The organism is Corynebacterium gottingense, from assembly GCF_003693265.1.
Classification (GTDB): Bacteria; Actinomycetota; Actinomycetes; order Mycobacteriales; family Mycobacteriaceae; genus Corynebacterium; species Corynebacterium gottingense.
In genome coordinates this window covers 172,318-198,997 of sequence record NZ_RDRE01000001.1, presented here as the reverse complement: position 1 = coordinate 198,997, position 26,680 = coordinate 172,318, and the positions used below count along the sequence as shown (strand labels likewise).

Here is a 26,680-nt window from a genome sequence, read left to right as displayed (position 1 = left end):
TCTGGTTGGCAAACAGTCACTGTGTTGTGCTGTTCATATATTGGACGTAAAAACATGCCCGTCGGTTCCCTCGGTTGAGAAAAAAGTTTTCTACCCTTCCAAGGCAACCACCCCTTTATCCGCCTCTACCTGCACGTTTCCCTCATCAAAGCGCGCAGAATTCATTGCCATCGCGCACGTCGCTTCCTGGATCTGCGTCGGTGCTTCGCGTGTGTGGCACCCCACCGAGAGCTGCACGTTGCCCTCGGGCCAGGTCTTCCACAGCGCCTGCGAGCCGTCCGCCGCCCGCTCCAGGTAAGTCACTGCGTGCCCGTCGGTGGTGACCAGCTCGACGTCGTCGTCAAGCGCAATATCTTTGCGCAGCTGCTCCGCAAGCGTCTCCGGGGGCAGGTTGAACCGATCGTCCACGCTCAGCTGCAATCGGAAGTTCGGGTCGGGCCCGACCGCGCGCCACATGTCGCCGTCCTGCTCCAACGTAAACCCGGCGGGCAGCTCGACGCTCAGACCCTCCTGCTCAATCACTTCGGGCGCAGGGGCTTCATGCTTATCGACGCCCCCTCCCCCGGCTCCATCCACCCCGGTCTCCCCAAACAAGCCCCGGACGGTGAGCCATACCGCCACGGCGCACGCGAGCACAACCACCCCGACGACGCCGGCGAGGACCCACGTGCCGCGGCGGTCCGTGTCCGGCGCCAGCTCGCCCGCAAGCCCCTGCTCCGGCTGTGGTCGCCGCACCGGCGAAGGCCGAGCCGGGTACGCCTCGGCGGGCCCGATGCCGTCGGGCTCCTCCCGGAGCCGGTGCCGCGGCTCTGGCGCTGCGCTAGCCTGCTCAGGCTCGTGAGCGTCGCTGCGCTCCCATTCGTCCGTGGCGAGTTCGCCGGTGAGGTGGACGTCATAATCTGCGAGCGCTTGGTCCACCGCGTGGATCACAGACTCCTGGGCCACGAGGTGCACGTGCGCCCCGCCCGGGTCGGGCCCGAAGATGCTGCGCACGTTGCGCGCCACCTCAGCCGGTGTCGGCGCGTCCAGGCGGTGCAGGTTTGCCGCGCCGGAAAAGGTGGTGGCCTGTTTCGTGATGACCACGCGCAGCGTCGGCGTGTCTTGAGAAGTAAAGGTACTGGTCATAGGTGTTCTCCTTCCTCATACGGGGCACACAGCTGCACCGTGCCCACCGTGGTCCCGGCCTGCACCAGCGTCGCCCGCCCCGGGGCCTGCGGCGTCGGCTTCACGCCGAACAAGGCGCCCTCGTCGCGGGTGCCGTCCATCACCAGCACATCCGGGTGCACGTCCTTCATCGCGCCGAGGAAGCCGCCGAACAGGGCTCGCGAGACGCCGCCGAACTTGCGGGCGGCCACCACGTGCAGGCCGATGTCCCGGGCGTGCGGAAGCAGCGCCACGACGTCGCGCAAGTGCTCGTCGCCGACGAGCTCCAGGTCGTCGATGACCAGGTAGATGTCCGGCCCGGACCACCAGGAGCGCTGCGCCAGCTGCGCCGGGGTGACGTCCGCGCCGGGCAAGCGGGACCGCATCGTGGTCACCAGCGCCTTGGTCGCGTCCGCGATCGCCGTCGACGAAGCCGCGTACGCCGCAGTCATCTCGTCCGACGCGCGGCCCAGGTGGGCCCGGCGCGGGTCGCAGATGACCATGCGCGCCTGCTCGCGGTCCATCGCCTCGATCGCGGTGATCGCGCTGGCAATCACGGTGGACTTGCCCGACCCGCCCGCGCCGATGGCCAGGACGTGGCCCGACTCGCAGCGCACCGGTGCCAGGTGCGGTCCGCCGATGCCGAGGGGGATTGTGGGTGGGGTGGGCGTGGCGTCGGTAAGCAATGCGCCTGTGGTGACGTGGGCGGGCAGGACCTTGAGTTTGGGGACCGGCGTTTGGTCAGCGGCCTGGGCGGCGATGTGCGCGAGGTCCTGCGTGTTCGCGCGGGCGAGCAGCATGTGCTTGCCGCCGGGCGTGAGTCCGTGTCCGGGCTTGGCGGGCAGTTTTTGTTGGAGTTTGCGGTCAATGAGTGAGTCCATCGGCTCGGTCAAGTGCAGCTCGTAACGGGTGCCAATGAGGTCGCGCACGTTTGGGCGGATCGCGTTCCAGCGCTGCGTCGTGACCATAAGGTGCACGCCCGCGGCCGGCCCCTCCGAGGCGATGCGCGCGAGCGGCTCCTTGAGGTCCTCGAACTTGGAGTCCGGCGCGGTGAGCGTGTGCCAGCCGTCGATGAGCAGGATCGTCTCGCGCGCGGGGCGCATGCTTGCCGACACCACCTCGATCACCCCCGTCACCTCATCCACCACGCGGCGCACGCGCTCCTCGTCGCTGCGCAGCGCCACCCCCGCGACGTGCGGCAGGCGCTCCAGGTCGTCGAGGCCGCCGCTGCCCGCGTCAATGCCGTAGACCGCCAGCTCCTCGGTGGTGTGGTGCAGGCAGAGGGCGGCCACGATGGTGCGCAGCGCCGACGACTTCCCGGTCTGCGGCCCGCCGGCGATCGCGATGTGCCCGCCGGAGACGGAGAGGTCCACCATGAGCGGGTCTTGGCGTTGGCGGTAGGGGTCGTCGATAAGCCCGGCGGGTGCCCGGAGCCGTTCCGCGCCGGTCCCGCTGACGGTGTGGAGCTCCAGCGCGTCCGGCAGCGGCGGCAGCCACACCTGGTGCGCGCGCATCCCCGCCGCATCCGCGAGTTCGCGGGCCCGCTGCACCACCGCGTCCAGCGTGGTCGTCGAGGCGTCCGTGTCCACCTTCGTCTGCGCCTCCAGCGCGGGAGGCTCCCAGCCCTCGAACAGGCGCACCGCCGGCGCCTCCGCCGACGTCCCCTCCACGACTCGCCTGGTCAGCGGGCCAGACACGTAGGAGGCGCGGAACCGGACCAGATCGGGCGAGCCCGCCTTGAGGAATCCGGACCCGGGCTCGCCCGGCAGCTCGTAGGCATCCGGCACGCCCAGGACCTGGCGGGACTCGCCCGCGCTAAACGTCTTCAGGCCAATGCGGTACGACAGGTGCGAATCCAACCCGCGCAGCTTGCCCTCGTCCAGCCGCTGGGAGGCCAGCAGCAGGTGCACGCCGAGCGAGCGGCCCAGCCTGCCCACCGCCACGAACAGGTCAGCAAAGTGGGGGTGCTGCGTGAGCAGCTCGGAGAACTCGTCCACGATGATCACCAGCGCCGGCAGCGGGTCCAGCGCCTCTCCGCGCAGGCGGGCCGCAGTGTAGTCGGTGATGTTGGCAAAGTTCCCGGCGGTACGCAGCAGCTCCTGGCGTCGATTCATCTCCCCTGAGATGGCGTCGTACATGCGCTCCACCAGCACGGCTTCATCTTCCAGGTTGGTAATCACCGCGGACGTGTGCGGCAAGGCGTCACAGCCCAGGAAGGTCGCGCCACCCTTGAAGTCCACGAGCACCAGGTTCAGCTCATCAGGCGAATGGGTGGCGGCGAGGGCGGCGACCAAGCTCCGCAGCATCTCCGACTTACCGCTGCCCGTCGCACCGATGCACAGTCCGTGCGGGCCCATGCCGCCGTGCGCCGCCTCCTTGAGGTCCAGGTACACCGCCTGCCCGTCCGGCGTGGCCCCAATCGGCACCGTCAGCCGCTGCCGGGTCCCCTCCCGGCCCGGCCACATGGTGTGCATATCCAGCGTCTGCACGTCGTCATAGCCCAGCATGGCCAGCAGGTCCCCGCCCGTCTTGCGCGCCCCGGTGCCGTCGTCGGGCCGGCGGTAAAACGCCAGGTGGCGGGCGATGATCTGCGCCTCCTCGTCCGCGAACCGGTCGGGCGTGCCGAGATGCTCGGAGCCAGATTCCGTCATCGCCGTCAGCGTGTCCTCGCACACAACGTAAAAGGCGTGCTCGTCCACAAACGCGTCCGCGTCTGGGTGCACCGTGATCACGCAGTCCGCGGCCTGGGCAGTCTGGGCTATCGACGCCGCATGCCCCCGCTGCCCCGCCCCCTCCGGCTCCGCCTGCGCATCGAGAACCGCGACGCGAAACTCCGCCTGCTCCGGCTCCCTGGTGTGCGGCAACCACTTCGCCCACCGCATCCCGGAATGTTCCAGGTCCAGCCCTACCAGCTCCGGGCCGTGGAAGAACGCCAGCTGGGACACGATCGCGCGAGACACCTCGCGGGCGCGCGGTCCCGCCAGCGTCACCGCAGGAAACGCGGCGAGCTGCACCACGATCGGCATGCCCGCCACAGTGTTCACCGCCGCGACGGCACGTCGCAGGCTCACCGCGCACACCGGATCCAAGTCTTCGGGCGAGCCCGGGTCCTCCACCTCAACCGGCGTGCACAGCGCCATGTTGCCGGTGCCCAGCCGCACCTGCAGCGCCTCCGGGCTCGCGGCGGTGCGCTCCCACACCCGGTAGGTGGGCACGCCCGTGAGCAGCAGCGCGGGCTCAGGGTGCACGTAGGTGAAGTGCTCGCGCTGCTGGACCGCATTGGTGCGCGCCCGACGCGTCAGCGCGTCAAGGTGGCGCAGATAAACGCGCCGCGTTTCGTCCATATCGCCCTGCTGCTCCTGCGGTTGGAACATGGCGAGCAACCCGAACGCCATCATGAGCGGGAAGATGAGCATCATCGGCCCCACGGCGCGCCCCGAAAGCATCATCAGCGTCATCACCGCGCCGACCGCCACCATCATGATCACGGGCATAAGAATGCGCAGCATGGGCATCGGCTGCTGCTTCTGCGCCTGCGGCACGGCCTCGGCGTGCAGCGCGCCAGCCGGCAGCGCAGGCGCCTCCCCCAGCTGCGTCGGCGCTGGCGCGAGCACCGGGTTCTGGTCGACTCCGAGCACGGGACGAATCCCCCCTATCGTTGCTGGCCACAGCCGCTGGTTCCCCCGAACCAGCCCCCGAGCTGTGGACGTGCCCGGCAGTTTACGCCATACTTGGCACCACCGCGCGGCAAATGGGGGTCCGCGCCAGATTCACGGGGGTTTATACCTTGGTAGCCACGTCCGCGCACCACATCGTGCGCATGACCGTCCGCGTCAGCGCCGTCTCGTTCCACCGCGACATCGACCTGACGCTTCCCACCTCGTCCACCTTCGCGGAGATCCTCCCGGAACTCGCCACGTATGTGGAGCTGCCGCGCATCCATCGCCCGTGGGAGGCCACCACCGTCGGCGGCGAGCCCCTGGACATGGTGACGCCGCTGCACAAGCTGAAGCTTCGCGACGGCAGCGTCGCCGTCCTCCGACCCCAAGAGGTCACCGAACCGCCCATGGTGCGCGACGCCGCGGAGTCCCTCGACGTGGCCGCCGCCGGTGCCCGGGATACGCGCGGGCTGAGCGTGTTCGCCTCCTTCGCCGGCTGCGCCGGACTCGCCGTGGTGGCCGGCATGTTCGTGTCCACCCCAGTCGCGCTCGGACTGGGCGTGCTCGCCCTGTTCGCTCTCGCCATGGGCACCGGTTCGCAGTCTCTGTTCGCACCGCTACCCGCGCTGGCCGGAACCGCCGTCGCCCTCTGGGTGGCGGGCGAGCCCGCGCAGTGGGGCGGTGGTGCCGACCCGGCGCTGGGGGTGCTTGCCGGTGCCGCCACCGCGTGCGTGCTGCTCATCGGCGGCGCCGTCACCGGGCTGGCCGCCACCTTCCCGGCGACGCTCACCGCCGCGCTGGCCGTGCTGCTCAGCGCGGGGGCGTGCGGCGCGTGGTTGCCCGCGCGCCACGCGCCCGCGGCGCTCGCCGTCCTCGCCTGCCTCATCGCAGTGCTTTCCACGCCCGCCATCGCCACCCGCGCCGCCGGGCTGAAGGTGCCGCGCGTGCCCACCGCCGGCGAAGCGTTTACCACCGCGGACGGGTACCAGGTGGACGTCGATAAGCGAAGTGCCCGTGCTGTGACCATCGTTGCCGCGATCTCCTGCGCGGTGGCGGCCTGCCTGGTGCCGTCGATACTCGCGACCGTGTGGGACGGCGGGGCCTGGCCGTTCGCCTTCGCGGTGTGCACCGCGGGCGCGCTGGCCATCTACGCGGGGCGCAATCACTACCCGGTGCCGCGGACCGCGCTCACCGCCGCGGCGCTCGGGGCGGTGTTGGCCTGCGCCGTCGCCGTCGCACGCAGTGCCCACCCGCACCCGGTGTGCATCGCGCTCGCCGTGTTGTTGGCACTGGTGGCAGCGACGGCGAGCCTGTGGATCCCGCGCGTGCCCGAGCTCGAGCCGACCACCGTCGTGTGGTTCGAGCGTGCCGAAACCGCGGCCATCATCGCGGCGATCCCGCTGGCCGTGCACCTGACCGGCGCGTTTTCCATGATTCGGGGGCTGTGACCGATGCGCCGCATCAGTTGGGCCGCGGGGGTCGCGCTCTGTGTCGCCACCCCGGTGACGTTTGTCCCGCCTGCACACGCCCAGGACTATGACTGCACGGTTCCCGTCCACGCACCCCCGCCTCCCGCGCGCACCGCGGACGAACGCGCGCGGCTCGATGCGACCGATCCGCTGGCCAAAGCACACGCATTTGCCACCGGGCGCGGGGTGCGCGTAGCCGTCATCGACACCGGCGTGCACCCACACCCGCAGCTGGACCAGCTGCGGCCGGGCCGCGACTTTGTGGACCAAGACGACCCCGACCCGCTTCGCGACTGCGACTCGCACGGCACCGTCGTCGCCGGCATCATCGCCGGAACGGAGCTGGGTGTGGCGCCCGACGCCGAGCTCATCTCCATCCGGCAGACCTCCGCGCACTACCGCGACCACGCGCAGGAGGGCGAGGACCCCACCGCGGGATCGCTCGCTACGCTAGCCAGCGCCATCCACAACGCCATCGACGAAGGCGCCCACATCATCAACGCCTCTGTCGTATCTTGCCAACCGCCGGAGCTCGCGGCGCGCATCGACACCGGCCCGCTCGACGCCGCACTCGCCCGCGCCGAAGCCGAAGGTGTGCTCGTTGTCGCCGCCGCCGGCAACGAATCCGGCGAGTGCAAGCAGGGCTTCGCCGTCTACCCCGCGCACTCGCCCACCGTGCTCGCCGTCAGCGCGCGCGACACCGCCCACGACCTGGCGGGATACTCCATCCGCATCCCGGGCCCCGCGCTCTCCGCGGCGGGCACGGTCCCGCTGGCGCTGTCCTCCGATGGCACCGGCTTTGCCACCGGCACCGTGGGCAGCAACGGCCCCGCCCCCTACGCGGGCACCAGCTTCGCCGCTCCCGCCGTCACCGGTGCCGCGGCCCTGCTCAAGCAGCGCCACCCGCACCTGGGCCCCGCCGAGCTGCGCGCACACCTCTACGCCGCATCCCAGCCCAGTGGCGGCGCACTCGACCCATACGCCGCCGTGACCCAGCTCGAGACTCAATCGCTTCTCGACGCCCCACCACTCACCCTCACCCCCGCCACCGAACACACCTCACCGTCCGTCGGCCGGCTGGGCCAAGTCCTCCTCGCCGCTTCCCTACTGCTCATCGCGCTGGTTGGGGTGGCGCGGCTGCGTGGGCTTCGTGGGATGCGGCGGCAGCGTAACTAGCTGGTCGGGCTGAGGCGGGCCGGGGTGCTGGTTTTAGGCCGAATCCACTCTGCCACCGCAGAGTAAGAAGCTGCTTGCTAGTAGGTCGCTGTCAGCGCGGCCTCGCGAGTAAGCCGCTCGCCCGCCGGCAGCAGCTGCACGATCGACCACGGCACCTGCTCGGTCCGCGCAGCGCCCACGGTCTCCAGCGTGCCCGCGTCGGGCGCCTCGTAGCGCAGCCCGGTTTGGTCCACGACGTGGTAGCCGTGCCCAGTGTCCACGGCCACCGCACCACTCGGGAGGCCCGCGAAGCGGGTGGCGGGGCCCTCACCGGACAGCAACACACTCCCCTCGAGTGCTTCGCTCGCAGGCAGGTGAGCGGCCCCGCCACCTTCGGTGGCGCAGGTCGCAAGCGCTCCATCAGCGGCATCAGAGCCATCAGCCGCATCTGCTCCGGCAACCGCGCCCGCCGGGTCGAGGAAGCGGACGAGTCTGGCTGGCAGGCGGATGTCCACCGGGGGCTCGGCGTCGGGCCGGTCGGCGACTGCTTGGGGTGTGAGTTCGGAGGGGATGGCGCCGGCGTCGATAAGCATTTGCGCCTGGGCGCTGGTGATTTCCTGCACGCCCCGGGAGGTTTCCGCCCAGTCGCTAGTGCCGGTGCGGATCACGCGCGGCAGTGGGTTGGGTAGGGCGAACGGCGGGTGCTCGCGGAGCGCGCCGAGGACCGGGGCGGGCGGGCGCCAGCGCGGGGTGGTGGCGTCGATGCCGAGCCCGCGGCGAATCACGCGGCCTTCCGGCGTGGCCGGCGGCGGCAACTGCGTGCGGCCGTCGCGGGTGACCAGCCATTCGCGGCCGTCGACTTCGGCGAGGAGCGCGGTGTCCTCGGCAAGCAGGGGCGCCTGCGCGGGCACGGCGCGCACCACGACGGCGTCGCCGGGCGCGGTGCACGCCGACCAGTGCGTGTCCTCGGCGTCCTCTGGGGCGAACACGGACGGCGCGACCCCGATCCCCACCGGCACGCCCCGGGCAAGCGCAGCCAGGTGCTCGTCGCCCGCGCGCACCGGTTCCTCGGGCCCGCCCACGATCAGGCGGGCAGAGGTCAGGTTGGTCACTGGGTGCACGGTGTCGTCCACGCGCGCAAACAGGCTGCCGTCCGCAGCGCGGATCACCGCCGCCTCGCCCGGGTCCGGGTTCGGACGCATCCACGCAAACAGCCCCATCACGCCCGAGATCATCAGCACCGCCACCAGGCCGAAGATCATCGCGCGGCGGCGCGAGGACAGCGGGTCGTGGATCATGCGGATGTCGCCGAGAATCAGGCCGTGTTCTACTCTGCGCCGCAGGAACCGGTGCCCGGACACCTGCGTCTTTGTCGTTGGCAGCAAGCGCGCCATGTGTGCATCCCCCTCAAGCGGTCTGAACCCGGCTCCCCCGAACCGGACCGCTTCAGGCTACTGCAAAGGCGCTGCCCCCGCAGCGTAACCCGCCCCGCCGTTCGCGGGCTCGAGCTGGTAGAGCGTGTCGGAGCCGTGCTCGTGGGCGTCGTTAATCATGCCCTCGAGCTCAGCGCGGGAGAACTGCTCGTTGACGGCAAAGATCACCACATCGCCCTTGCGATAGACGGGCGTGAGGCCACGCGAGGTCCAGAAGCCGCGCTGCATCTGCAGGCGCTCCAGCTGGATCGGCCAGAACGCGCCCGGGCTGAGCATGTAGAACTTGATGTTCAGCGCCTCCGCGCCCTCGTCCACGATGTTCTTCGCGGTCGGGTCGCCGCGCAGGCCCTCGCCGATCTCGCGGGCGGCCCAGTAGGTGATGTCCATGTTGGAGCCCAGCCCGCCGGTCGGCCACAGGTAGTGGCGCGACAGCGTGGGCAGCCCGTTGTACGCGTAGGCCCACGAGTGGCCGTCGGCCGGATCGCCCATGATCGTGCCGTTCCACGCCGCGGGCTGGGTGGCCAGCCAATCCCAGGCGGCGAGGTCATCATCATCAACCATGCGGTCATCATTGCGCCCGCCGTCAAACGCGCGCCGCTCGCCGTCCACAGCGCCGGCCTGCACCATCGGCGTGCCAATCAGGGCAAGCACCAGGGCAATGCCTATCGACGCCACCCCGCTCCCCTTCTCCCACCCCCGGGAGCCCAGCCGCGCGGCCACCGGCGCGAGCGTGAACAGGCGGATCATCACCGCGACCCCGATCGCCGCGCCGACCGCCACCGACAGCGCCACCGGGAAGATCAAGCGGTGCGCCGTGTTGTAGTGCAGGTTGCCCACCAGCGTGAGCAGCCCGGAAAGCGGGCCGCCCACCGGTGCGAGCGCGTTCGCCGCGATGGCAAGCCAGATGGCGTAGAACAGCGGGGCCCACACTTGGCGGCGCCACACCACCAGCGCCACCGCGCCCAGCCCCGCCAGCCACAGCAGCACGGTCGGGTCGAAGCCCGGGAACAGCTGGTGCACGTGGCGGGTGCCCATCGTGAACGCGGCCGCCCACCCGCTGTCCAGGTCCTCGCTCTCCACGGGCTTCCAGCCCGACACCTCCTCGGCCTGTGCCGAGCCGGCGAACACCTGCGGCAGGTACAGCACCGCGCCGATGATGCCCGGGGCCGCCAGCCACAACGTATCGCTGATTCGGCCGCGCTCGGGCGCGACCAGCGTGGAGGTCAGCCAGTACAGGCCCACGCCGATGACCACCACGGTCACCGCCGCCGGGTGGGCGGTGAGCACGCCAAGCAGCCCCACCAGCGCGGGCAGCGCCGTGATGCGCTCGGCGGGGACCCGCACGAACTGCCAGATGACCATGCCGGTCAGCGACATGGCGAACAGGTACGGCCACATGCCCACGTAGTCGCCGACCCAGATGAGCTGCGGGGCGACGGTCACAAGGATCGCCGCGAGCCCGCCCGCAATCTGCGCGGTCAGCCCGCGCGAACGCAGGAACGCAAAGGCCATGCACGCCGCCGTCGCCGGTAGCGCCAGCCCCGTCAGCACAATCATGCCGATGTTCAGCGTAGGGATCGGGTCCAGCCCGGCCACCTTGCCAAACATCGCGATGCCGGTGTGGAACGCCGACGGGTAGAGCAGCTGCGCGTGCGTCTCCACGTTCTGCAGCTCGCCCAGCCTGGTTGGCGAGGCAATCCCCTCATCCATGATGAAGCGCACGAGGTTGGCGTGCCACTGCACGTCCCACCCCTGGACGATGTTGTACACGCCGTGCGGCGAGCGCACGAGCCAGCCGAGGCGCTCGCTGATGAGCAGCCACGCGCCAACCACCACGCCCGCGGTGGGCAGCAGCCAGTACAGGTCCAGCAAGGTGCCCTTGCGCCAGTCCCCCGGGAAAAGCGCGCGCCGCCACGTCACGGCACCGCCGCGCCGCGCCTTGCGAGCAAACGCGTACCGCCACACCGCCGCCGTCGCGAACGCGACAACCAGGCTCACGCCGAGCGTCCACAGGTCCAGCGGCGCCGAGGTCAGCCCCCACACCCAGGCGCTCATGCCGAAGATGCCAAAACTCACCGGCAGCGCCGCAGCCAGCGCGCGCGGCCCCTTCGCGCCCGCGATGAGGTTGAACAGGAACCCGGGCAGCAGGAAGAACGGGACGGCAAACCACGCGGCCGCAACTGGTGTCATCGTTCCTCCTCGCTCTGATACTTCGCTAGCATTCTAGGCCTTTGGGTTCGCTACAGTGTGCGCCGGTCGCGCGTCGTCGCGATTCTTTCCGCAAACGCGCTCTCGTGCGGATAGTCCACCCGCGTCAGCGTCAGCCCGCGCGCCGGCGCCAGCGGAACCTCCGGGTTCCGCGCGCGCTCCCCGAGCAGCCCCGTGACCCACTCCGCTTCACGACGCCCCTCCCCCACCGTCAGGCACGCTGCCACCAGCGCGCGCACCATGTTCCAGCAAAAGGCGTCCGCGGTGATGCGCGCCTCGAGCACGCTTGCCGACGTCTCCGCCCACCCAAACTCCTGCACCTGCCGAATCGTCGTCGCGTGCTCCTTCGGCTTGCAAAATGCCGCGTAGTCGTGCAGCCCCACCAGCTGCGACGCCGCCTCCTGCACGCGCGCGAGGTCCACTGGCTTCGGCCACACGGCGATGTCGGTGCGCCGGGTCGGCACCGCACCCGCCGGGTTGGTGGTCACCTTGTAGGTGTAGGAGCGAGAAAGGGCGGCGAAGCGGGCGTCGAAAAGCGAGTTGACCTCGCGGACCCCGAAGACGCGCACGTCCTCCGGAAGGAGCTTGGCCAGGCGGCGCACCAGGCGCGTCGGGTCGCCGCCGAGCGAGCGCTGCTCGAGCGAGGCACGCGGGATGTCGGCGTGCGCGACCTGGCCGGTGGCGTGGACGCCGGCGTCGGTGCGGCCAGCGACGGTGAGCGTGATCGGCGTGCGCAGAACCAGCGACAACGCGTCCTCAATGGTGGCCTGCACGGTGCGCACGCCCGACGTTTGCCGAGCCCAACCGTGAAACTGTGTGCCGTCGTACGCGATGTCCAGCCGCACCCGCATCAGGTCCGGGTCGTGCTGCGCTGCGTCGTTCATTCGCATAAGGCTAGCAAACAGCGCGGGCGCGGCCGCGCGGCGTGCCCGCCGCCGGCCCCGCCGCCGGCCCATCACCAGCCCCGCCACCGCAGATACCGATACTAAGACCCCGAAGAGACGCCCCAAAACGGCCTTATCGGGTTCTTACTATCGGTATCTACCGAAACACACCGCGAACACACCGCGCGAAACGGGCCCGGAACGCGCAAAACGGCCCCTCCCGAACGAATCGGGAGGGGCCGCCGCGGGCCCGGAGGCGCGGGAGCTAGCCGTGGCTAGTCCTACTTCTCCTCGGACTCAGCCTCTTCGGCTGCCGGAGCCTCAGCGGACTCGGCTGCCTCGGCGTCTGCCTGCTTGGAAGCGGCAGCGCGTGCGGTGCGCTCAGCCTCCGTGGACGCGGTCTGCTCGAGGACGAGCGAGATCTGTGTCATCGGGGCGTTGTCGCCCGCGCGGTTCTCCAGCTTGATGGAGCGGGTGTAGCCGCCCTCGCGGCCCTCAAACAGGGGCGCGAGCTGGTTGAACAGGTAAGCAACGATCTCCTTGTTCGGCAGTTCAGCGGCGACTGCGCGGCGGTCTGCCACGGTGCCCTTCTTTGCCTTGGTGATCAGCTTCTCGGCGTAGGGACGCAGCATGCGTGCCTTCGCGTCGGTGGTCTTGATTGCGCCGTGCTGGAAGAGGGAGATAGCCAGGTTGGACAGAATGTGCTTCTGGTGGCTGGCGGACCCTCCGAGACGGGCACCCTTCTTAGGGGTAGGCATTTTCGTACTCCTCGTGTGCGTTAGTTGAGCGCGTGCTCTTACGTGTTACTCGGCTTTACGCGAGTGTTACTCGGTCTCATCCCCGCTGGGATCGACGAAGTCGCCGGTCTCGGCATCGTAGCCCTCGATCTGCGTCGGGTCGAAATCTTCCGGAGCATCCTTCAAGGTCAGGCCCTGCGAAGCGAGCTTGATCTTGACCTCGTTGATGGACTTCTGGCCGAAGTTCCGGATGTCCAGCAGCTCGGACTCGGTGCACTCTGCGAGCTGACCGACGGTGTGGATCTCCTGGCGCTTCAGGCAGTTGTAGGAACGCACGGTGAAGTTCAGGTCCTCGATCGGCGTGTTGTACGCGGCAATGAACTCGGTCTCCTGCGGGGAGGGGCCGATCTCAATGCCCTCGGACGCCGTGTTCAGCTCGCGGGCCAGGCCGAACAGTTCCACCAGGGTGGAGCCTGCGGAAGCCAGGGCGTCGCGCGCTGCCATGGAGTTCTTGGTCTCCACGTCGATGATCAGCTTGTCAAAGTCGGTGCGCTGCTCAACACGGGTCGCCTCAACCTTGTAGGCGACGCGGGTGACCGGGGAGTAGATCTGGTCGACCGGGATACGGCCGGGCTCCCCGCCCGCGTTGGGCATGGCCGGGACGTAGCCGCGGCCGCGCTCGACAACAAGCTCCATCTCCAGACGAGCCTGCTCGCTCAGCGATGCGATGTGCAGATCCGGGTTGTGGATCTCCACGCCAGCCGGCGGCTCGATGTCGCCCGCGGTGACGTTGCCCGGGCCCTCGACGGACAGGTACATAACAACCGGCTCGTCGGAGTCGGAGGACAGCACCAGGTCCTTGATGTTGAGGATGATCTCGGAAACGTTCTCCTTCACACCAGCGATGGTGGTGAACTCGTGGAGCACACCATCGATCTTGATGGAGGTCACGGCCGCGCCCGGAATGGACGACAGCAGCGTGCGGCGCAGGGAGTTACCGAGGGTGTAGCCGAAACCAGGCTCGAGCGGCTCGATGACGAACTTCGAGCGGTTGGTGTCGATGTACTCCTCGGTCAACTGCGGACGGTGAGAGATGAGCATGAACTTCTCCTTTATCGGCTCCCGCTATTTGAAGCCGGTAGGAACGGATGTGTTTGGAAGATTCCGCGCACGGAAGCGTCGATAAGCAATGAGCGCGGGGCGAAGCAACCTGGGTTACTTCGAGTAAAGCTCGACGATGAGCTGCTCCTGCAGGGGCACCTCAATCTGAGCGCGCTCGGGCAGCTGGTGCACGAGGATGCGCAGGGTGTCCGGAACGACCTGCAGCCAAGCCGGAACGACGGAGTCGAGCAGGTTATCCTGCGCGTCCTCGAACCAGAGCATGTTGCGGGACTTGTCGCGGACATCGATGATGTCGTACTGGGTGACCTTGTAGGACGGGACGTCGACGCGCTTGCCGTTCACGGTGAAGTGACCGTGGGAAACCAGCTGACGGGCCTGGCGGCGGGTGCGAGCCAGACCTGCGCGGTAGACGACGTTGTCCAGACGGGACTCCAGGAGGATCAGCAGGTTATCGCCGGTCTTACCCGGGAGGCGGTTGGCCTCCTCGTAGTAGCGACGGAACTGCTTCTCCATCACGCCGTAGGTGAAGCGAGCCTTCTGCTTCTCCTGCAGCTGGAGCAGGTACTCAGATTCCTTGATGCGAGCGCGGCCAGCCTGCCCCGGGGGGTACGGGCGACGCTCGAAGGACATGTCACCGCCGACGAGGTCGACGCGGAGGCGACGGGACTTACGGGTAGCAGGGCCGGTATAACGAGCCATGGTGTTTTACCTCTTTTCCTTTCTGCCTTAAACGCGACGACGCTTCGGCGGACGGCAGCCGTTGAACGGCTGCGGCGTCACGTCCGAGATCGAGGACACCTCCAGGCCGGCGGCCTGGAGCGAACGGATAGCGGTCTCGCGGCCGGAGCCGGGACCCTTGACAAAGACGTCAACCTTCTTCATGCCGTGATCCATCGCCTTGCGGGCGGCGTTCTCAGCAGCCATCTGCGCGGCGAACGGGGTGGACTTACGGGAGCCCTTGAACCCGACGTGGCCGGAGGAGGCCCAGGAGATGACAGCACCGTTCGGGTCCGTGATGGACACGATGGTGTTGTTGAAGGTGGACTTGATGTACGCGTGGCCAGCGGCCACATTCTTCTTTACGACGCGACGACCGCGGCGCGCGCCGGAACGAGTCTTCGGAGGCATATGTTACTTCTTCTTTCCTGCGATAGTCTTCTTCGGGCCCTTGCGGGTACGCGCGTTGGTCTTGGTGCGCTGGCCGCGGACGGGCAGGCCACGACGGTGGCGCAGACCCTGGTAGGAGCCGATTTCAATCTTGCGGCGGATGTCAGCCTGCACCTCACGACGCAGGTCGCCCTCGACGGTGTAGGAGGACTCGATTGCGTCGCGCAGGGCTGCGAGCTGATCGTCGCTCAGGTTGTCCGTGCGCAGGTCAGGAGAAATGCCGGTCTTCTCGAGCAGTTCCTTGGCACGGGTAGCCCCGATGCCGTAAATGTAGGTGAGCGCGATCTCCATGCGCTTGTTGCGCGGGAGATCAACACCAGCGAGACGTGCCATGTGGCTACGTTCCTTTCGGGTTGTTACGGTGGTTTTCTCCCTACCCGCCCACGCCAAACAACGCTTTGTCCGGACCGAGCCGGAGGATGGGTTGAGACTCGCGCGGCTCCAGCCACCGTGGCCGGAGGTAGTCGACGCCGCGGGCAAACCCGCGCGTCTGGGCAAGGAGGCTTACGTAGTTACTTGTAGCGGTAGGTGATACGACCCTTGTCCAGGTCGTACGGGGAAAGCTCCACGACGACGCGGTCCTCAGGAAGGATGCGGATGTAGTGCTGGCGCATCTTGCCACTGATGTGGGCAAGGACTTGGTGCCCGTTGTCGAGCTCGACACGGAACGTTGCGTTCTTCAAGGGCTCGATTACGCGGCCCTCAACCTCAATTGCGCCTTCTTTTGCCATTCAATCCACTTCCTACAGCCCCGCGTTTCCGCAGGTACTAGTCGTATGTCACGTGTGCTACAGGGCGCGCAGACGGAATGCCTGCACACCAAACGACTATGTTAGCCAACTACCTGCACAAACACAAACCCCGCCTCCATCAAGTGGAGAGCGGGGTGCAGCGCTTATCGACGCTACGTTGTCCTAGTAGACGTAAACCTTGTCGCCGATCTGCAGATCGTTGAAGTATCGCTGCGCGTCAGCGCGGTACATGCGGACGCAGCCAGCGGACAGGATCGACGGATCGCCCTGATGGAAGGCGATGCCGTTGTTGGTGAAGTAGGTGGCGTACGGCATCGGCGCGTTGTTGAACTCGTACGAGATCTCGTCCTTCACCTTGCGGTTGACGTAGAAGGTACCGCGCGGGGTCTCCTGACCCGGGCGGCCGGGTCCGACCAGGTCGGCCGTGTAGTACATCTCGCCGTTGTTCTGCAGCCAGGAGCGGCGGCCGTCAACGTCCACGCACGCCTTCGCGTCCTTCGGGCAGGAGCCGTAGTCAAAGGCCGGGGCCGGTGCCGGTGCGGGCTGCTCAGCCGGGGCGGGTGCCGGAGCCGGGGCCGGGGCAGGAGCGGGGGCAGGTGCCGGAGCCGGCTTCGGCTTCGGGGTGCGCTCCTCGATCAGGCCCGGGAACAGCGCCTCAACCATCTGGTCGATGGACTCCTTTGCCTGCGCGGGCAGGTCCGGGTTCAGCGCGGCCAGGCTGTCTGCCTGGGTGCGCAGGGTGGTGCGCAGGTTCCAAGCTGCGTCCCGCACTGCCTGGTCGGTGCTGGAGCCCAGGTTCTGCAGCTGGATGTTCGCGCTCTTCAGGAAGCCGTCCAGGCCGGCTTCGGAAGACAGCGAGGCGAAGGAAGAACCCGCATTCGGCGCGGGCTGCGGAGCCGGTGCGGCCGGGGCCGCGTTGGCTGCGATCGGGTTGGCGGCCAGGGAAGCAATGACGCCTGCAGCGGCGGCAACGGCAGCCGCACGGCGCTTGGTTGCCGACGGCTTTGCGTGGCGGGGTTGGTAAGACATAGACAGCAGTTTAACTACTTCCGCCAAGTTTTGATAGTCAGGCACGCATAAGCGGTGTGTTATTTGCGCGGGGTAAGCACCCGCGGCCCGTTGGAGGTCGCGGCGACGGTGTGCTCCCAGTGCGCCGCAGGTGACCCGTCGGCGCTGACGACCGTCCAGCCATCGCCAAGCACATAGGAGTCATATTCACCGCCGAGAATGAGCATCGGCTCGATTGCCAGGACGGATCCCTCCTGGATGACCGGCCCGTGGTGGGGGCGCCCCTCATTGGCCAGGAAAGGTTCCTCGTGCATGGTGCGGCCGATGCCGTGACCTCCGTATCCGTCGAGGATGCCCACCACCACTCCGAAGCGATCCTCGGCCGTGCAGGTCGCCTGCTCGAGCGCGGACGATACGTCGGTGAGGCGATTGCCCGGACGCATCGCCTTCATGCCCTGCTCCAGGACCCACTCGGTGGCCTTGTTTAGCGCGTCCACCTCTGGCGCCAGCTCACCGATGCCAAAGCTCAGCGCGGAGTCCCCTACCCACCCGTTGAGCGTCGCGCCGCAGTCGATGGATACCAGGTCGCCCTCTGCAAGCACGACGTTCTCGCTCGGGATGCCGTGCACCACCACGGCGTTCACCGAGGCGCAGATGGAGCCCGGGAAACCCTGGTAGCCCAGGAACGTGGGTGTCGCGCCGTGGTCGCGGATCACGGACTCCGCGATCCGGTCCAGGTCGAGGGTGCTCATTCCTGGCCGGGCGGCGGCGCGGACCTCCGTCAGCGCTTCGCCGACGATCCGGCCGGCGGCCTCCATGGCGTCGAGTTCCGCTGGTGTCTTGGCGGGAATCTTGCGTCTTCTGAAACCCATCGGTCGGGCCTTTCTTCGAGTTCTTGGGGCAGTAGGTGCTGTGCACAGAAAGAGGGCCGGTGCGCCACGCACACCGGCCCTCTTCGTTGTCCCCCCCTACTTCAGGTTTTGCAGCTGCTCCATCGCGCGGGCGTTGATCTCATCAACGTCGCCGACGGCGTCGATAGAAATAATCTGGTCGCCGTAGTGGTCGATCAGCGGCGCAGTCTCGTCACGGTAGACGGAGAGACGGGTGCGGATCGTCTCCTCGTTATCGTCGGCGCGGCCGCGGGCGAGCATGCGCTCGACGACAACATCCTCGTCGACGACGAAGTTGAGCACGCCGTCCAGCTTCGTGTCGGCCTTCTCCAGCAGCTCGGTGAGGATCTCCGCCTGCTCGACGGTGCGCGGGAAGCCGTCCAAGAGGAAGCCATTCTTGGCGTCGTCCTCCTGGAGGCGGGACTCGACCATGCGCGCGGTGACGTCGGTAGGCACGAGCTTGCCGGCGTCGATGTAGCTCTTCGCCTCAACGCCGAGCGGGGTACCCTCGCCGATGTTGGCGCGGAACAGGTCACCGGTGGAAATGTGCGGGATCCCCAGCTTTTCGGAGAGGATCGCCGCCTGGGTGCCCTTGCCGGCACCGGGAGGGCCAAGAAGTACGAGACGCATTATCGCAGAAGTCCTTCGTAGTTGGATTGCAGGAGTTGGGATTCAATTTGCTTGACCGTGGTCAGGGCCACGGACACCATAATCAGGATAGCCGTGCCGCCGAACGCGCTCATACCCATGCGGCCGGAGCCAGCCAGGCCGGCGTCGAGCGCCAGGTTCGGCAGGATCGCAATCACAGCGAGGTACAGCGAGCCGACCACCAGCAGACGGTTCATCACATAACCGAGGTACTCCGCGGTCGGGCGGCCCGGACGAATATCCGGAATGAATCCACCGTACTTCTTCATGTTCTCAGCCTGGTCGACCGGGTCGTACTGCACCGAGACGTAGAAGTACGCGAAGAAGATGATCATGATGAAGTAAGCCACGATGTACTGCCAGGAGCCCGGGTTCTGCAGCCACGCCATGACGTGGTTCATCCACCAGTTGTCCGGCGGGGTCGGCTTGTTCATGTTCACGATCTGGGTAATCAGCACCGGCACGTACATCAGCGAGGAGGCGAAGATGACCGGGATCACGCCGGCCTGGTTTACCTTCAGCGGCAGGTAGGTCGCGGTGCGGCCGTACTGACGGCGGCCAACGACGCGCTTGGCGTACTGCACCGGGATGCGGCGCTGGCCCTGCTCGATGAAGATGATGCCCACGACGAGCACGATGATGGCCGCGATAACCACCGCGAGCGCAACTCCGCCGGAGTTCTGGAAGATGATCGCACCCTCGGACGGGAGCTTGGTGGCAATGCCGGCGAAGATGAGCAGGGACATACCGTTGCCCACACCCTTCTCCGTGATGATCTCGCCGAGCCACATGATGATGATGGCGCCCGACGTCATGACAATGATCATCATGATGAGGGTCCACACGTTGCGGTCCTCAACCAGCACGGGCATACCCTGGCCAAGCAGCTGCTCGCGGTCAGCCAGCGCGACGATGCCGGCGGACTGGAGGAGCGCCAACGCCACGGTGAGGTAGCGCGTGTACTGCGTCATCTTTGCCTGACCGGACTGCCCCTCCTTCTTCAGCTCCTCAAACTTCGGGATCACCACGGTGAGCAGCTGCACGATGATGGACGCCGTAATGTACGGCATGATGCCGATGGCAAAAATGGACAGCTGCAGGAGCGCGCCGCCGGAGAAGAGACCGATGATGGAGAACATCGTCGCCTGGTCGCCCTGGGAGATCTCCTCCAGGCGAGAGTGGATCAGGCCGTAATCCACGCCTGGCGTGGGGATCTGGGCACCGACGCGGTACAGGATCATAAGGGCGAGCGTGATCAGGATCTTGCGGCGTAGATCCTGATCTTTAAACGCCTGAAGAATAGCGGACACAAAGCCTCCTGGCTCCCACTGCAAAAATAAGCAGGAGATTGCGAACAGTATGAACTACGAGCCGCCCTACCTGCCAAAAGGCATACTAAAGCTCACCCGTACATATTTGACCCCACTACCCTAGCAGCCCATCTTGCGAACACTCGACTCGCATGAGGCTTAGCGGGTTGCTCCAATGTCACCACAAGGAGATTCGCACCTTTCTGGCACCTTTCCAGCCCAGGCACAGCTCGCCCCATTCGGCTGCGGGGCCGAGGCGTGGCGTCGATAGGCATCGAGCCCCGCCGATAGACAACTCTGTCTTGAATTTCTGGACCGATAGGTTTAAGGTACTGATTTGTCGAGATTAATCCTGATCGAAAGGACTGTCATGCTGAAGAAATTCGCAGCACTGACCACAGCCGCCGCACTCACGCTGGGGCTGACCGCTTGCTCGGGCGAGTCGAGCGACAACACCACCGCCGACGGTGACCTGGAGACCATCCGCGTGGCCACCTCGCCCGGCCCGTACTCGGAGCTGTTCGAGGACGCCGTTGGCCCGATCCTGGAGAAGGAGGGCTACAACGTCGACTACCAGTCGTTCACCGACCTCACCCAGGCCGACACGGCGCTGGCCGAGGGCTCCGCGGATCTCAACGTGGACCAGCACACCGGCTGGATGAACGTGTTTAACAACGAGAAGGGCGCGGATCTCACCTCCATCACCGAGGTCCCGACCGTGCCCGCTGGCGTGTACTCGGAGCAGCACCAGAGCATCGACGAGGTCGCCGATGGCCAGTCCGTGGGCGTCCCGATGGACGGCTCGAACAAGTCGCGCGCCCTGCACGTGCTTGTCGACGACGGCTGGATCACCCTCCGCGACGACGCCGACGAGACGCTCGTCTCCGAGGCCGACATCGCTGAGAACCCGCACAACCTGGACATCCAGCCGATGGACTCGGCAAACCTGTCGCGCTCCCTGCCCGACCTGGACTGGGCCGTGATCCCGGGCTCCATGTCCTACTCCGCGGGCCTGGACCCGAACCTGCAGCTCTTCCAGGAGAACCTGCGTCCGGAGCTGATCCTCGTGGCCGTGACCACCGAGGACAAGGCCGACAAGCCGTGGGCGAAGGCCGTGGCTGACGCCTACCGTTCCGACGAGTTCAAGGACTACTTGAACGAGCACAACGAGAACAACTACTGGTTCCTCCCGGAGTCGCTGCAGTGACCGGCCCCGCCGTCGCCTTCGACCACGTCTCCAAGGTCTTTGATACCTCCGGAGGCGCGTTCGCCGCGCTCGACGACATCACGTTCGCCGTCCCCACGGGCGGGATCTTCGGTGTCGTCGGCACGTCTGGTGCGGGCAAATCCACGCTGATCCGCACGGTCAACGGCCTTGAGTCGCCCACCTCCGGCACCGTCACGGTGCTCGGCCGCCAGCCGTCCGAGCTGAGCCCGAAGGAGCTGCGCGAGCTGCGCCGCGAGGTCTCGATGGTCTTCCAGAACTACAACCTGCTGGAAACCAAGACCGTCGCGCAAAACGTCGCCACTCCCCTGCTGCTGTCCAAGACGCCGAAGGCGGAGATCACTCGCCGCGTCAACGAGGTCCTCGAGCTCGTCGGCCTGACCGACCGCGCCGACCACAAGCCGCGCCAGCTTTCGGGCGGGCAGCGCCAGCGCGTCGGCATCGCCCGTGCGCTGGTGACCAATCCGAGCATTTTGCTTTGCGACGAACCCACGTCCGCCCTCGACCCGCTGACCACCACCCAGATCCTCGACCTCCTGCGCGCCATCAACGCCGAACTCGGCGTGACCATCCTGCTCATCACGCACCAAATGGATGTCGTCGCCCGGCTTGCGGACTCCGTTGCGGTCTTGGATTCCGGCAAGCTGGTCGAGTCCGGCCCCGTCGCGGAGGTCTTCGCCGACCCGCAGGCGGCATTGACGCAGCGCTTCGTCGAGACCGTGATCCCCCGGGAAATCCCCGAGAGCGTTCGGGCCACTATCGACGCCAGCGCCTTCGACCAAGTGGTCCAGCTCATTCACTCCGGGCGCGCCGCCTCCGGCGTGTTCACCGAGCTGATCAACCGCTTCGGCCTGGACGCGCAGCTGCTGTCCTCCTCGGACGCCGACCTCGCCGGCACGACCGTCGGCGCGACCGTGCTCGGCCTTCGCGGCGGTGCCACGCAGGACGTAGCCGACGCCGTGGCGTGGCTGGAAGGGCTCGAGGGAGTTTCCGTCAATCGCATTCGTAGCGGAAAGGACGCATAACCATGGATCAGCTGAACTCCTGGTGGCGCGACACGACAGGGTCGCGCGTGACCCCATCCATGTACATCGACTCGTTTGGCGAGACCGTCTACATGGTCGGCATCTCGCTCTTCGTCGGCGCCCTCATCGGCATCCCACTGGCGCTCGCCCTGGTGATCACGCGCCCGGGCGGGCTGAAGCCGAACCCGATTGCCTACGGCGTCCTCAACGTCCTGGTCAACGTGGTTCGCTCGCTGCCGTTCATCATCCTGCTGGTGGCGATCTCGCCCTTCACCCGCGTGATTGCCGGCACCGCGATCGGCACCACGGCGGCGCTCGTGCCGTTGACCCTGTACATCGCGCCATTCATCGCGCGACTCATCGAGCAGTCGCTCCTGGAGGTCAACCCCGGCATCACCGAGGCGGCCGACTCCATGGGCGCCACGATGGGCCAAACCATCCGGCACTTCCTGCTGCCGGAGGCAAAGTCCTCGATCATCCTCGCGGTAACGACGGCGACCGTCGGTCTCATCTCCGCGACCGCCATGGCCGGCACCATCGGCGGCGGTGGCGTTGGCGACCTCGCCATCTCGTACGGCTACCAGCAGTTCGACTCCGTCGCCATGCTCACCACCGTGATCATCCTGATCGTCGTGGTCCAGGCGATCCAGTCCATTGGTAACCGTCTCGCGCACCGCGCGAGGGCGTAACTTCCAAAACAACAGCCGCCGAGCCTTCACTCTGGTTCGGTGGCTTTTGCATGCGCGGACGGCAAAGTGCGAATGCACGGCGAGGTGCGAGTGACAGATTTCCCGCTCGCGTCCGCGGTGGCTTCAAGCGACCTGGGGATATGCTAGCGACGCCGGGAAATTTTACTCATTCTCGTCATCTGCGGGCCTGCCCCGCCACCCCGAACCCCGCCCAGCCCCCACTCCCAGCCACAACGGCACGCAAAAAGCGGCCCGCCACCCCTGCAGTGAGGGGTGGCGGGCCGCTTGCAAGCAGTCCTCCGGACTACCGCCGCAAAGGCTTTACGCCTCGGTGGTGGTGCCGCCTGCAGCCTGGATCTTCTCCGCTGCGGACTTGGAGAACTTGTTGGCGGTGACGTCGAGCTTGACGTCGATGTCACCGTTGCCCAGAACCTTCACGGGCTGGTTCTTGCGAACCAGGCCGGCTGCGACGATGTCCTCGATGGACACGGCGCCGCCGTTCGGGAAGGCCTTGGCCAGATCGTTGACGTTCACTACCTGGAACTCAACGCGGTTCGGGTTCTTGAAGCCCTTCAGCTTCGGCAGACGCATGTGCAGCGGCATCTGGCCACCCTCAAACGCTGCGGAAACCTGGTAGCGAGCCTTGGTGCCCTTGGTACCGCGGCCGGCGGTCTTGCCGCCCTTGCCAGCTTCACCGCGGCCAACGCGGCGCTTCGCCTTGTTTGCACCCTTTGCCGGGCGCAGATCATGAAGCTTGATGATGTCAGCCATGTTCTCTCTACTCCCCTGCAACTTCTTCAACGGTGACAAGGTGACGGACCTTGAGCACCTGGCCGCGGGTAGCGGCGTTGTCCTTCTTGATCACGGACTGGCCGATCTTGCGCAGGCCCAGAGCCTCGAGGTTCTGGATGGTCTGCGGCTTCTCGCCGACCTTACCGTGGTGCAGTGTGATCTTCAGTGCCATTGTGCTTACGCCTCCTGTCCTGCGCGTGCGCGCAGCATACGGGCCGGGGCAACGTCCTCGACGTCCTTGCCACGCTTCGCGGCGACCTCTTCGGGGCGCACCAGTTCCTTCAGGCCGGCAACGGTTGCCTGAACGACGTTCAGGGCGTTGTCGGAACCGAGGGACTTGGCCAGGATGTCCTGGACGCCTGCGCACTCGAGCACCGGGCGGACAGCGCCGCCGGCGATGACACCGGTACCGGGAGCAGCCGGGCGAAGCATAACGACGCCCGCAGCTTCCTCACCCTGGACCGGGTGCGGGATGGTGCCGCCGATCATCGGGACGCGGAAGAAGTTCTTGCGAGCTTCCTCGGCACCCTTCTGGATTGCGGCGGGAACTTCCTTCGCCTTGCCGTAGCCGACGCCGACCATGCCCTGGCCGTCGCCGACCACAACGAGTGCGGTGAAGGACATGTTGCGGCCACCCTTAACGGTCTTTGCGACGCGGTTAATGGTGATGACGCGCTCGATGTACTTGTCGCGCTCGTCGTTCTGGTTGCGGCGGTCGTCGCGGCGGCCGCGGCCACCGCGCTCGTTCTTGTTGCCTTTGTTGTTCTGGTTGTCGGCGGAGCGTCCGCCGTCACGCCGTTCACGTTCGGCCATTACGCGATCCTTCCGTTGATGGTGATGGTTGCGGTGATCATTAGAACTTCAGACCACCTTCACGAGCTGCTTCAGCAAGAGCCGCAACGCGGCCGTGGTACTTGTAGCCGCCGCGGTCGAAGACGATCTCTTCGATGCCAGCTGCCTTGGCGCGCTCTGCGACGAGTGCGCCGACCTTGGCTGCCTTGTCCTTCTTGTCCCCGTCCAGGTTGCGGACGTCCGGCTCCATGGAGGAAGCGGCCACGAGAGTGTGGCCAGCCAGATCGTCGATGACCTGCACGTGGATGTGGCGGGACGAGCGGTGCACGACGAGACGCGGGGTCTCCGGGGTGCCACGCAGGGTCTTGCGGATGCGGTTGTGGCGACGTGCGCGAGCCTCGCGACGGCGGGACGAGATGTCCTTGCCAATCGGGGTGCGCTTGGTGTTCTCTGCAGTATTGCTCATGATTACTTACCCGTCTTTCCGACCTTGCGACGTACCTGCTCGCCCGCGTAGCGGATGCCCTTACCCTTGTACGGGTCATCCTTACGCAGACGGCGGATGTTCGCCGCAATCTGGCCAACCTGCTGCTTGTCGGTACCTTCGATCGAGAGCTTGGTGTTGCCGTCGACAGCAAAGGTGATGCCTTCGGGCGCCTCAATCAGGATCGGGTGCGAGTAGCCGAGGGAGAACTCGAGGTCCTTGCCCTTCTGCTGCACGCGGTAGCCGACGCCGAAGATCTCCATGTTGATCTTGTAGCCCTCGGTCACGCCGATCACAAGGTTGTTGATCAGCGAACGCGACAGGCCGTGCAGCGAGCGGTTCTTGCGGTGGTCGTCCGGGCGGGACACCACAATCTGGTTCTCCTCAACCGCAACGGTGATCGGGGCCGGAACCTCGACGGTCATGGTGCCCTTCGGGCCCTTGACCTCGACGGTCTGGCCGTCGATCTTGGTTTCAACGTTGTTCGGGATTGCGATGGGTGCGTTACCTACACGCGACATAGTCTTTTCAACCTCCCTTTACCAGACGTAAGCGAGGACTTCCCCGCCTACACCCTTCTCTTGGGCCTGACGGTCGGTCAGGAGACCGTGGGACGTGGAGATGATGGCCACGCCCAGGCCTCCGAGGACCTGCGGCAGGTCGGTGGACTTTGCGTACACGCGCAGACCCGGCTTGGAAACGCGGCGCAGACCAGCGATGGAAGCCTCGCGGGTCGGGCCGTACTTGAGGTCCAGGGTGAGTTCCTTGCCCACCTTGGTGTCCTCAACCTTGTAGTCAGCGATGTAGCCTTCCTGCTTCAGAATCTCGGCGATGTTCGCCTTGAGCTTCGAGGACGGCATGGACACGCTGTCGTGCTGCGCATTGTTTGCGTTGCGCACGCGGGACAGCATGTCCGCAATCGGATCAGTCATGGTCATAGTGAGTGACCGGTTCCTTTCTCGTTGCGGTTCCCTAAGCCCACCTGACCCTGAAAGGTCGCGTTTGCCGTGTGGTCTGTCGGGGGCTACTTCACGCTCCCCACGCTCAGTAACGTGGGGCGCTCGCCGCCTCCCTTGCACGCGGTCCGCATTCTGGCGGGGGGCCTGCAACAAAGTTGGATGTACAGTTGGTCTTTCGGCTTGTGCTCGTCACACAAGTCCGACCGATAACCCTATACCTTGCGCTCCTTCCAGGGCAAATCGCTTTTCGACGCCCACTCGCCCGCCACCCAACCTTCTCTTCAGAACGGCAACGCGGGCCGCGGAGCGACGCGCGTCTGCCCAATGTCGGAGGCATCGCCCGCTTGCTGCCCCTGGACGTACGCAGCGGGGTCGAAGGAACGGTTCGATGAGTCGGCGTGGATGTACAGGCCGTGTGCGGCCGCGAATTCCGCCTGGGCGTTGCGGGCCTGCTCGGCATCGTCGATAAGCACCAGTGCATACTCGCTCGATGACTCGGTGACGCGATGCTCTGCCTCGGCGAGGCGTTGGCCGATACGGATGGCGTAGCCCGTCATGTACGAGCGACGGGTGACCACGATGGATTCCGCAAGACTCGTGGCCCTGAGCTGGCCGGCGCCGTCCAGCATGACCACGCGGAGCATGGAGTACAGCAGACTCACGCGCTCGAGATGACTCTCCAGCCCAAACACCGTGACCTGGTTGACGCGCGTGGAATTGTACACGCGCTGGTAAAAGCCGGCGCAGTGCAGCGCCTGCGCGATACAGAGCAGGAGTTTTGCCTGCATATCGGTGTATGTTCCGGCGATCTTAAAGATTCGGTAAGTCGCGGCCTTTTCCGCTTCCGGCTGCGACAGGTCGCGCTCGGAGAAACCGTACGCAGCCATCAGGTCAAAGGCCTTCGCGTAAAACGAGTCCCCTTCGGGTGTCCCCTCGCGATCTTTAGCCTGGTTGAGCAGCTTTTGCACACGCTCTTTTACCTTGGTGTTATCTTGCATTGCCATTGCCTTTCGTGTATTTTGTTCAGTACGGTTATTTTTACTACACTTCGTTTGATTCCGCTACCCGATTGGGGATCCGCGAATGGCCAGACCGCGCTCCGCATTTGACGCAACGCGCTATCCTGGCC

The 26,680-nt window shown here is 66.6% G+C and carries 27 protein-coding genes; 5 read left to right on the top strand and 22 right to left on the bottom strand.

Annotated features, from left to right (window positions below; translation table 11 throughout):
* Positions 1 to 90: 90 nt before the first annotated feature.
* Positions 91 to 1,125 carry a type VII secretion-associated protein gene (locus EAW56_RS00980; protein WP_095546783.1) on the bottom strand — a complete coding sequence of 345 codons (1,035 nt, stop codon included), beginning with the start codon at positions 1,123 to 1,125 and terminating at the stop codon, positions 91 to 93.
* Positions 1,122 to 4,781, bottom strand: a complete 3,660-nt coding sequence (gene eccCa, locus EAW56_RS00975; protein ID WP_122084705.1) for a type VII secretion protein EccCa — start codon at positions 4,779 to 4,781, stop codon at positions 1,122 to 1,124. Before eccCa ends, EAW56_RS00980 begins: the two co-directional genes overlap by 4 nt.
* 149 nt (positions 4,782 to 4,930) lie before the next feature.
* Between eccCa and eccD the strand changes: the two genes are divergently transcribed.
* Both eccD and EAW56_RS00965 read left to right on the top strand, forming a co-directional pair.
* Positions 4,931 to 6,250 (top strand): type VII secretion integral membrane protein EccD, encoded by a 1,320-nt coding sequence (gene eccD, locus EAW56_RS00970; protein ID WP_167457368.1) that lies wholly within the window; start codon positions 4,931 to 4,933, stop codon positions 6,248 to 6,250.
* A gap of 3 nt (positions 6,251 to 6,253) precedes the next feature.
* Positions 6,254 to 7,447, top strand: coding sequence for a S8 family serine peptidase (locus EAW56_RS00965; RefSeq protein WP_244213302.1), 1,194 nt, complete (start codon positions 6,254 to 6,256; stop codon positions 7,445 to 7,447).
* 77 nt (positions 7,448 to 7,524) lie between these two features.
* On the opposite strand, the gene eccB is transcribed toward EAW56_RS00965, so the two are convergent.
* The 13 genes from eccB to secY all read right to left on the bottom strand — a co-directional run bounded on the left by eccB (position 7,525) and on the right by secY (position 19,585).
* Positions 7,525 to 8,820 (bottom strand): type VII secretion protein EccB, encoded by a 1,296-nt coding sequence (gene eccB / locus EAW56_RS00960; protein WP_122084702.1) that lies wholly within the window; start codon positions 8,818 to 8,820, stop codon positions 7,525 to 7,527.
* A gap of 57 nt (positions 8,821 to 8,877) precedes the next feature.
* Positions 8,878 to 11,049, bottom strand: coding sequence for a DUF6541 family protein (locus EAW56_RS00955; protein ID WP_122084700.1), 2,172 nt, complete (start codon positions 11,047 to 11,049; stop codon positions 8,878 to 8,880).
* 50 nt (positions 11,050 to 11,099) lie between these two features.
* Entirely contained in the window at positions 11,100 to 11,951 is an 852-nt protein-coding gene (gene truA, locus EAW56_RS00950) for a tRNA pseudouridine(38-40) synthase TruA (protein WP_244213301.1), read from the bottom strand.
* Positions 11,952 to 12,232: 281 nt separating this feature from the next.
* Positions 12,233 to 12,709, bottom strand: a complete 477-nt coding sequence (rplQ, locus tag EAW56_RS00945) for a 50S ribosomal protein L17 (RefSeq protein ID WP_095277866.1) — start codon at positions 12,707 to 12,709, stop codon at positions 12,233 to 12,235.
* 66 nt (positions 12,710 to 12,775) lie between these two features.
* Positions 12,776 to 13,789: a DNA-directed RNA polymerase subunit alpha gene (locus tag EAW56_RS00940; protein ID WP_095277869.1), complete on the bottom strand. Its 1,014-nt coding sequence runs from the start codon at positions 13,787 to 13,789 to the stop codon at positions 12,776 to 12,778.
* A gap of 114 nt (positions 13,790 to 13,903) precedes the next feature.
* Entirely contained in the window at positions 13,904 to 14,509 is a 606-nt protein-coding gene (gene rpsD / locus EAW56_RS00935; protein ID WP_095277872.1) for a 30S ribosomal protein S4, read from the bottom strand.
* Positions 14,510 to 14,536: 27 nt separating this feature from the next.
* Complete coding sequence (gene rpsK, locus EAW56_RS00930) at positions 14,537 to 14,938, bottom strand: 30S ribosomal protein S11 (protein WP_095277876.1); 402 nt, start codon at positions 14,936 to 14,938, stop codon at positions 14,537 to 14,539.
* A 3-nt stretch (positions 14,939 to 14,941) separates the two neighbouring features.
* On the bottom strand, positions 14,942 to 15,310 hold the full coding sequence (rpsM, locus tag EAW56_RS00925) for a 30S ribosomal protein S13 (RefSeq protein ID WP_038588440.1): 369 nt from the start codon (positions 15,308 to 15,310) through the stop codon (positions 14,942 to 14,944).
* A 179-nt stretch (positions 15,311 to 15,489) separates the two neighbouring features.
* Positions 15,490 to 15,708, bottom strand: a complete 219-nt coding sequence (gene infA / locus EAW56_RS00920) for a translation initiation factor IF-1 (RefSeq protein WP_095277878.1) — start codon at positions 15,706 to 15,708, stop codon at positions 15,490 to 15,492.
* 183 nt (positions 15,709 to 15,891) lie between these two features.
* The gene (locus EAW56_RS00915; protein ID WP_208636471.1) at positions 15,892 to 16,758 is read right to left on the bottom strand and encodes a L,D-transpeptidase; all 867 of its coding nucleotides are present in this window, start codon (positions 16,756 to 16,758) and stop codon (positions 15,892 to 15,894) included.
* A 59-nt stretch (positions 16,759 to 16,817) separates the two neighbouring features.
* The gene (gene map, locus EAW56_RS00910) at positions 16,818 to 17,609 is read right to left on the bottom strand and encodes a type I methionyl aminopeptidase (RefSeq protein ID WP_122084698.1); all 792 of its coding nucleotides are present in this window, start codon (positions 17,607 to 17,609) and stop codon (positions 16,818 to 16,820) included.
* Positions 17,610 to 17,705: 96 nt separating this feature from the next.
* The gene (locus tag EAW56_RS00905; protein WP_095277884.1) at positions 17,706 to 18,257 is read right to left on the bottom strand and encodes an adenylate kinase; all 552 of its coding nucleotides are present in this window, start codon (positions 18,255 to 18,257) and stop codon (positions 17,706 to 17,708) included.
* Positions 18,257 to 19,585 carry a preprotein translocase subunit SecY gene (gene secY / locus EAW56_RS00900; RefSeq protein WP_095277887.1) on the bottom strand — a complete coding sequence of 443 codons (1,329 nt, stop codon included), beginning with the start codon at positions 19,583 to 19,585 and terminating at the stop codon, positions 18,257 to 18,259. The genes EAW56_RS00905 and secY overlap by 1 nt, the downstream gene beginning before the upstream one ends.
* A gap of 370 nt (positions 19,586 to 19,955) precedes the next feature.
* Between secY and EAW56_RS00895 the strand changes: the two genes are divergently transcribed.
* Genes EAW56_RS00895 through EAW56_RS00885 form a run of 3 tightly spaced genes read left to right on the top strand, consistent with a single transcriptional unit; the run spans position 19,956 to position 22,524 of the window.
* Positions 19,956 to 20,792, top strand: coding sequence for a MetQ/NlpA family ABC transporter substrate-binding protein (locus tag EAW56_RS00895; protein ID WP_122084697.1), 837 nt, complete (start codon positions 19,956 to 19,958; stop codon positions 20,790 to 20,792).
* Positions 20,789 to 21,835, top strand: coding sequence for a methionine ABC transporter ATP-binding protein (locus EAW56_RS00890; RefSeq protein WP_122084695.1), 1,047 nt, complete (start codon positions 20,789 to 20,791; stop codon positions 21,833 to 21,835). Before EAW56_RS00895 ends, EAW56_RS00890 begins: the two co-directional genes overlap by 4 nt.
* Positions 21,836 to 21,837: 2 nt before the next feature.
* Positions 21,838 to 22,524, top strand: a complete 687-nt coding sequence (locus tag EAW56_RS00885) for a methionine ABC transporter permease (RefSeq protein ID WP_095547633.1) — start codon at positions 21,838 to 21,840, stop codon at positions 22,522 to 22,524.
* 321 nt (positions 22,525 to 22,845) lie between these two features.
* Here the strand turns inward: EAW56_RS00885 and rplO are convergent, their stop codons facing one another.
* The 7 genes from rplO to EAW56_RS00850 form a co-directional block, all read right to left on the bottom strand.
* Positions 22,846 to 23,295, bottom strand: a complete 450-nt coding sequence (gene rplO / locus EAW56_RS00880) for a 50S ribosomal protein L15 (RefSeq protein WP_122084693.1) — start codon at positions 23,293 to 23,295, stop codon at positions 22,846 to 22,848.
* A gap of 7 nt (positions 23,296 to 23,302) precedes the next feature.
* Positions 23,303 to 23,488 (bottom strand): 50S ribosomal protein L30, encoded by a 186-nt coding sequence (gene rpmD, locus EAW56_RS00875; protein WP_095277900.1) that lies wholly within the window; start codon positions 23,486 to 23,488, stop codon positions 23,303 to 23,305.
* Between the two features lie 5 nt (positions 23,489 to 23,493).
* Positions 23,494 to 24,129: a 30S ribosomal protein S5 gene (gene rpsE, locus EAW56_RS00870; protein ID WP_095547634.1), complete on the bottom strand. Its 636-nt coding sequence runs from the start codon at positions 24,127 to 24,129 to the stop codon at positions 23,494 to 23,496.
* Between the two features lie 40 nt (positions 24,130 to 24,169).
* Entirely contained in the window at positions 24,170 to 24,574 is a 405-nt protein-coding gene (gene rplR / locus EAW56_RS00865) for a 50S ribosomal protein L18 (protein ID WP_095277905.1), read from the bottom strand.
* A gap of 2 nt (positions 24,575 to 24,576) precedes the next feature.
* Complete coding sequence (rplF, locus tag EAW56_RS00860) at positions 24,577 to 25,113, bottom strand: 50S ribosomal protein L6 (protein ID WP_095535298.1); 537 nt, start codon at positions 25,111 to 25,113, stop codon at positions 24,577 to 24,579.
* 18 nt (positions 25,114 to 25,131) lie between these two features.
* The gene (gene rpsH / locus EAW56_RS00855; protein ID WP_095277910.1) at positions 25,132 to 25,530 is read right to left on the bottom strand and encodes a 30S ribosomal protein S8; all 399 of its coding nucleotides are present in this window, start codon (positions 25,528 to 25,530) and stop codon (positions 25,132 to 25,134) included.
* A gap of 302 nt (positions 25,531 to 25,832) precedes the next feature.
* Positions 25,833 to 26,555, bottom strand: a complete 723-nt coding sequence (locus EAW56_RS00850; protein ID WP_244213300.1) for a DUF2786 domain-containing protein — start codon at positions 26,553 to 26,555, stop codon at positions 25,833 to 25,835.
* Between the last annotated feature and the right edge of the window lie 125 nt (positions 26,556 to 26,680).

Coding starts and splice junctions, on each gene's coding strand:
- rplF (WP_095535298.1), bottom strand. CDS start 25,113: ATGTCGCGTGTAGGTAACGCACCCATCGCAATCCCGAACAACGTTGAA.
- EAW56_RS00955 (WP_122084700.1), bottom strand. CDS start 11,049: ATGACACCAGTTGCGGCCGCGTGGTTTGCCGTCCCGTTCTTCCTGCTG.
- EAW56_RS00965 (WP_244213302.1), top strand. CDS start 6,254: ATGCGCCGCATCAGTTGGGCCGCGGGGGTCGCGCTCTGTGTCGCCACC.
- rpsH (WP_095277910.1), bottom strand. CDS start 25,530: ATGACCATGACTGATCCGATTGCGGACATGCTGTCCCGCGTGCGCAAC.
- rpsD (WP_095277872.1), bottom strand. CDS start 14,509: ATGGCTCGTTATACCGGCCCTGCTACCCGTAAGTCCCGTCGCCTCCGC.
- truA (WP_244213301.1), bottom strand. CDS start 11,951: ATGAACGACGCAGCGCAGCACGACCCGGACCTGATGCGGGTGCGGCTG.
- eccB (WP_122084702.1), bottom strand. CDS start 8,820: ATGGCGCGCTTGCTGCCAACGACAAAGACGCAGGTGTCCGGGCACCGG.
- rplR (WP_095277905.1), bottom strand. CDS start 24,574: ATGAGCAATACTGCAGAGAACACCAAGCGCACCCCGATTGGCAAGGAC.
- infA (WP_095277878.1), bottom strand. CDS start 15,708: ATGGCAAAAGAAGGCGCAATTGAGGTTGAGGGCCGCGTAATCGAGCCC.
- rpsE (WP_095547634.1), bottom strand. CDS start 24,129: ATGGCCGAACGTGAACGGCGTGACGGCGGACGCTCCGCCGACAACCAG.
- EAW56_RS00980 (WP_095546783.1), bottom strand. CDS start 1,125: ATGACCAGTACCTTTACTTCTCAAGACACGCCGACGCTGCGCGTGGTC.
- EAW56_RS00940 (WP_095277869.1), bottom strand. CDS start 13,789: ATGCTCATCTCTCACCGTCCGCAGTTGACCGAGGAGTACATCGACACC.
- rpsM (WP_038588440.1), bottom strand. CDS start 15,310: ATGGCACGTCTCGCTGGTGTTGATCTCCCGCGCAACAAGCGCATGGAG.
- rpmD (WP_095277900.1), bottom strand. CDS start 23,488: ATGGCACTGAAGATCACACTGCACCACGGTAAGGTCGGCGAGAAGCCG.
- EAW56_RS00885 (WP_095547633.1), top strand. CDS start 21,838: ATGGATCAGCTGAACTCCTGGTGGCGCGACACGACAGGGTCGCGCGTG.
- EAW56_RS00915 (WP_208636471.1), bottom strand. CDS start 16,758: ATGTCTTACCAACCCCGCCACGCAAAGCCGTCGGCAACCAAGCGCCGT.
- rpsK (WP_095277876.1), bottom strand. CDS start 14,938: ATGCCTCCGAAGACTCGTTCCGGCGCGCGCCGCGGTCGTCGCGTCGTA.
- EAW56_RS00850 (WP_244213300.1), bottom strand. CDS start 26,555: ATGGCAATGCAAGATAACACCAAGGTAAAAGAGCGTGTGCAAAAGCTG.
- map (WP_122084698.1), bottom strand. CDS start 17,609: ATGGGTTTCAGAAGACGCAAGATTCCCGCCAAGACACCAGCGGAACTC.
- rplQ (WP_095277866.1), bottom strand. CDS start 12,709: ATGCCTACCCCTAAGAAGGGTGCCCGTCTCGGAGGGTCCGCCAGCCAC.
- EAW56_RS00895 (WP_122084697.1), top strand. CDS start 19,956: ATGCTGAAGAAATTCGCAGCACTGACCACAGCCGCCGCACTCACGCTG.
- EAW56_RS00905 (WP_095277884.1), bottom strand. CDS start 18,257: ATGCGTCTCGTACTTCTTGGCCCTCCCGGTGCCGGCAAGGGCACCCAG.
- rplO (WP_122084693.1), bottom strand. CDS start 23,295: ATGGCTGACATCATCAAGCTTCATGATCTGCGCCCGGCAAAGGGTGCA.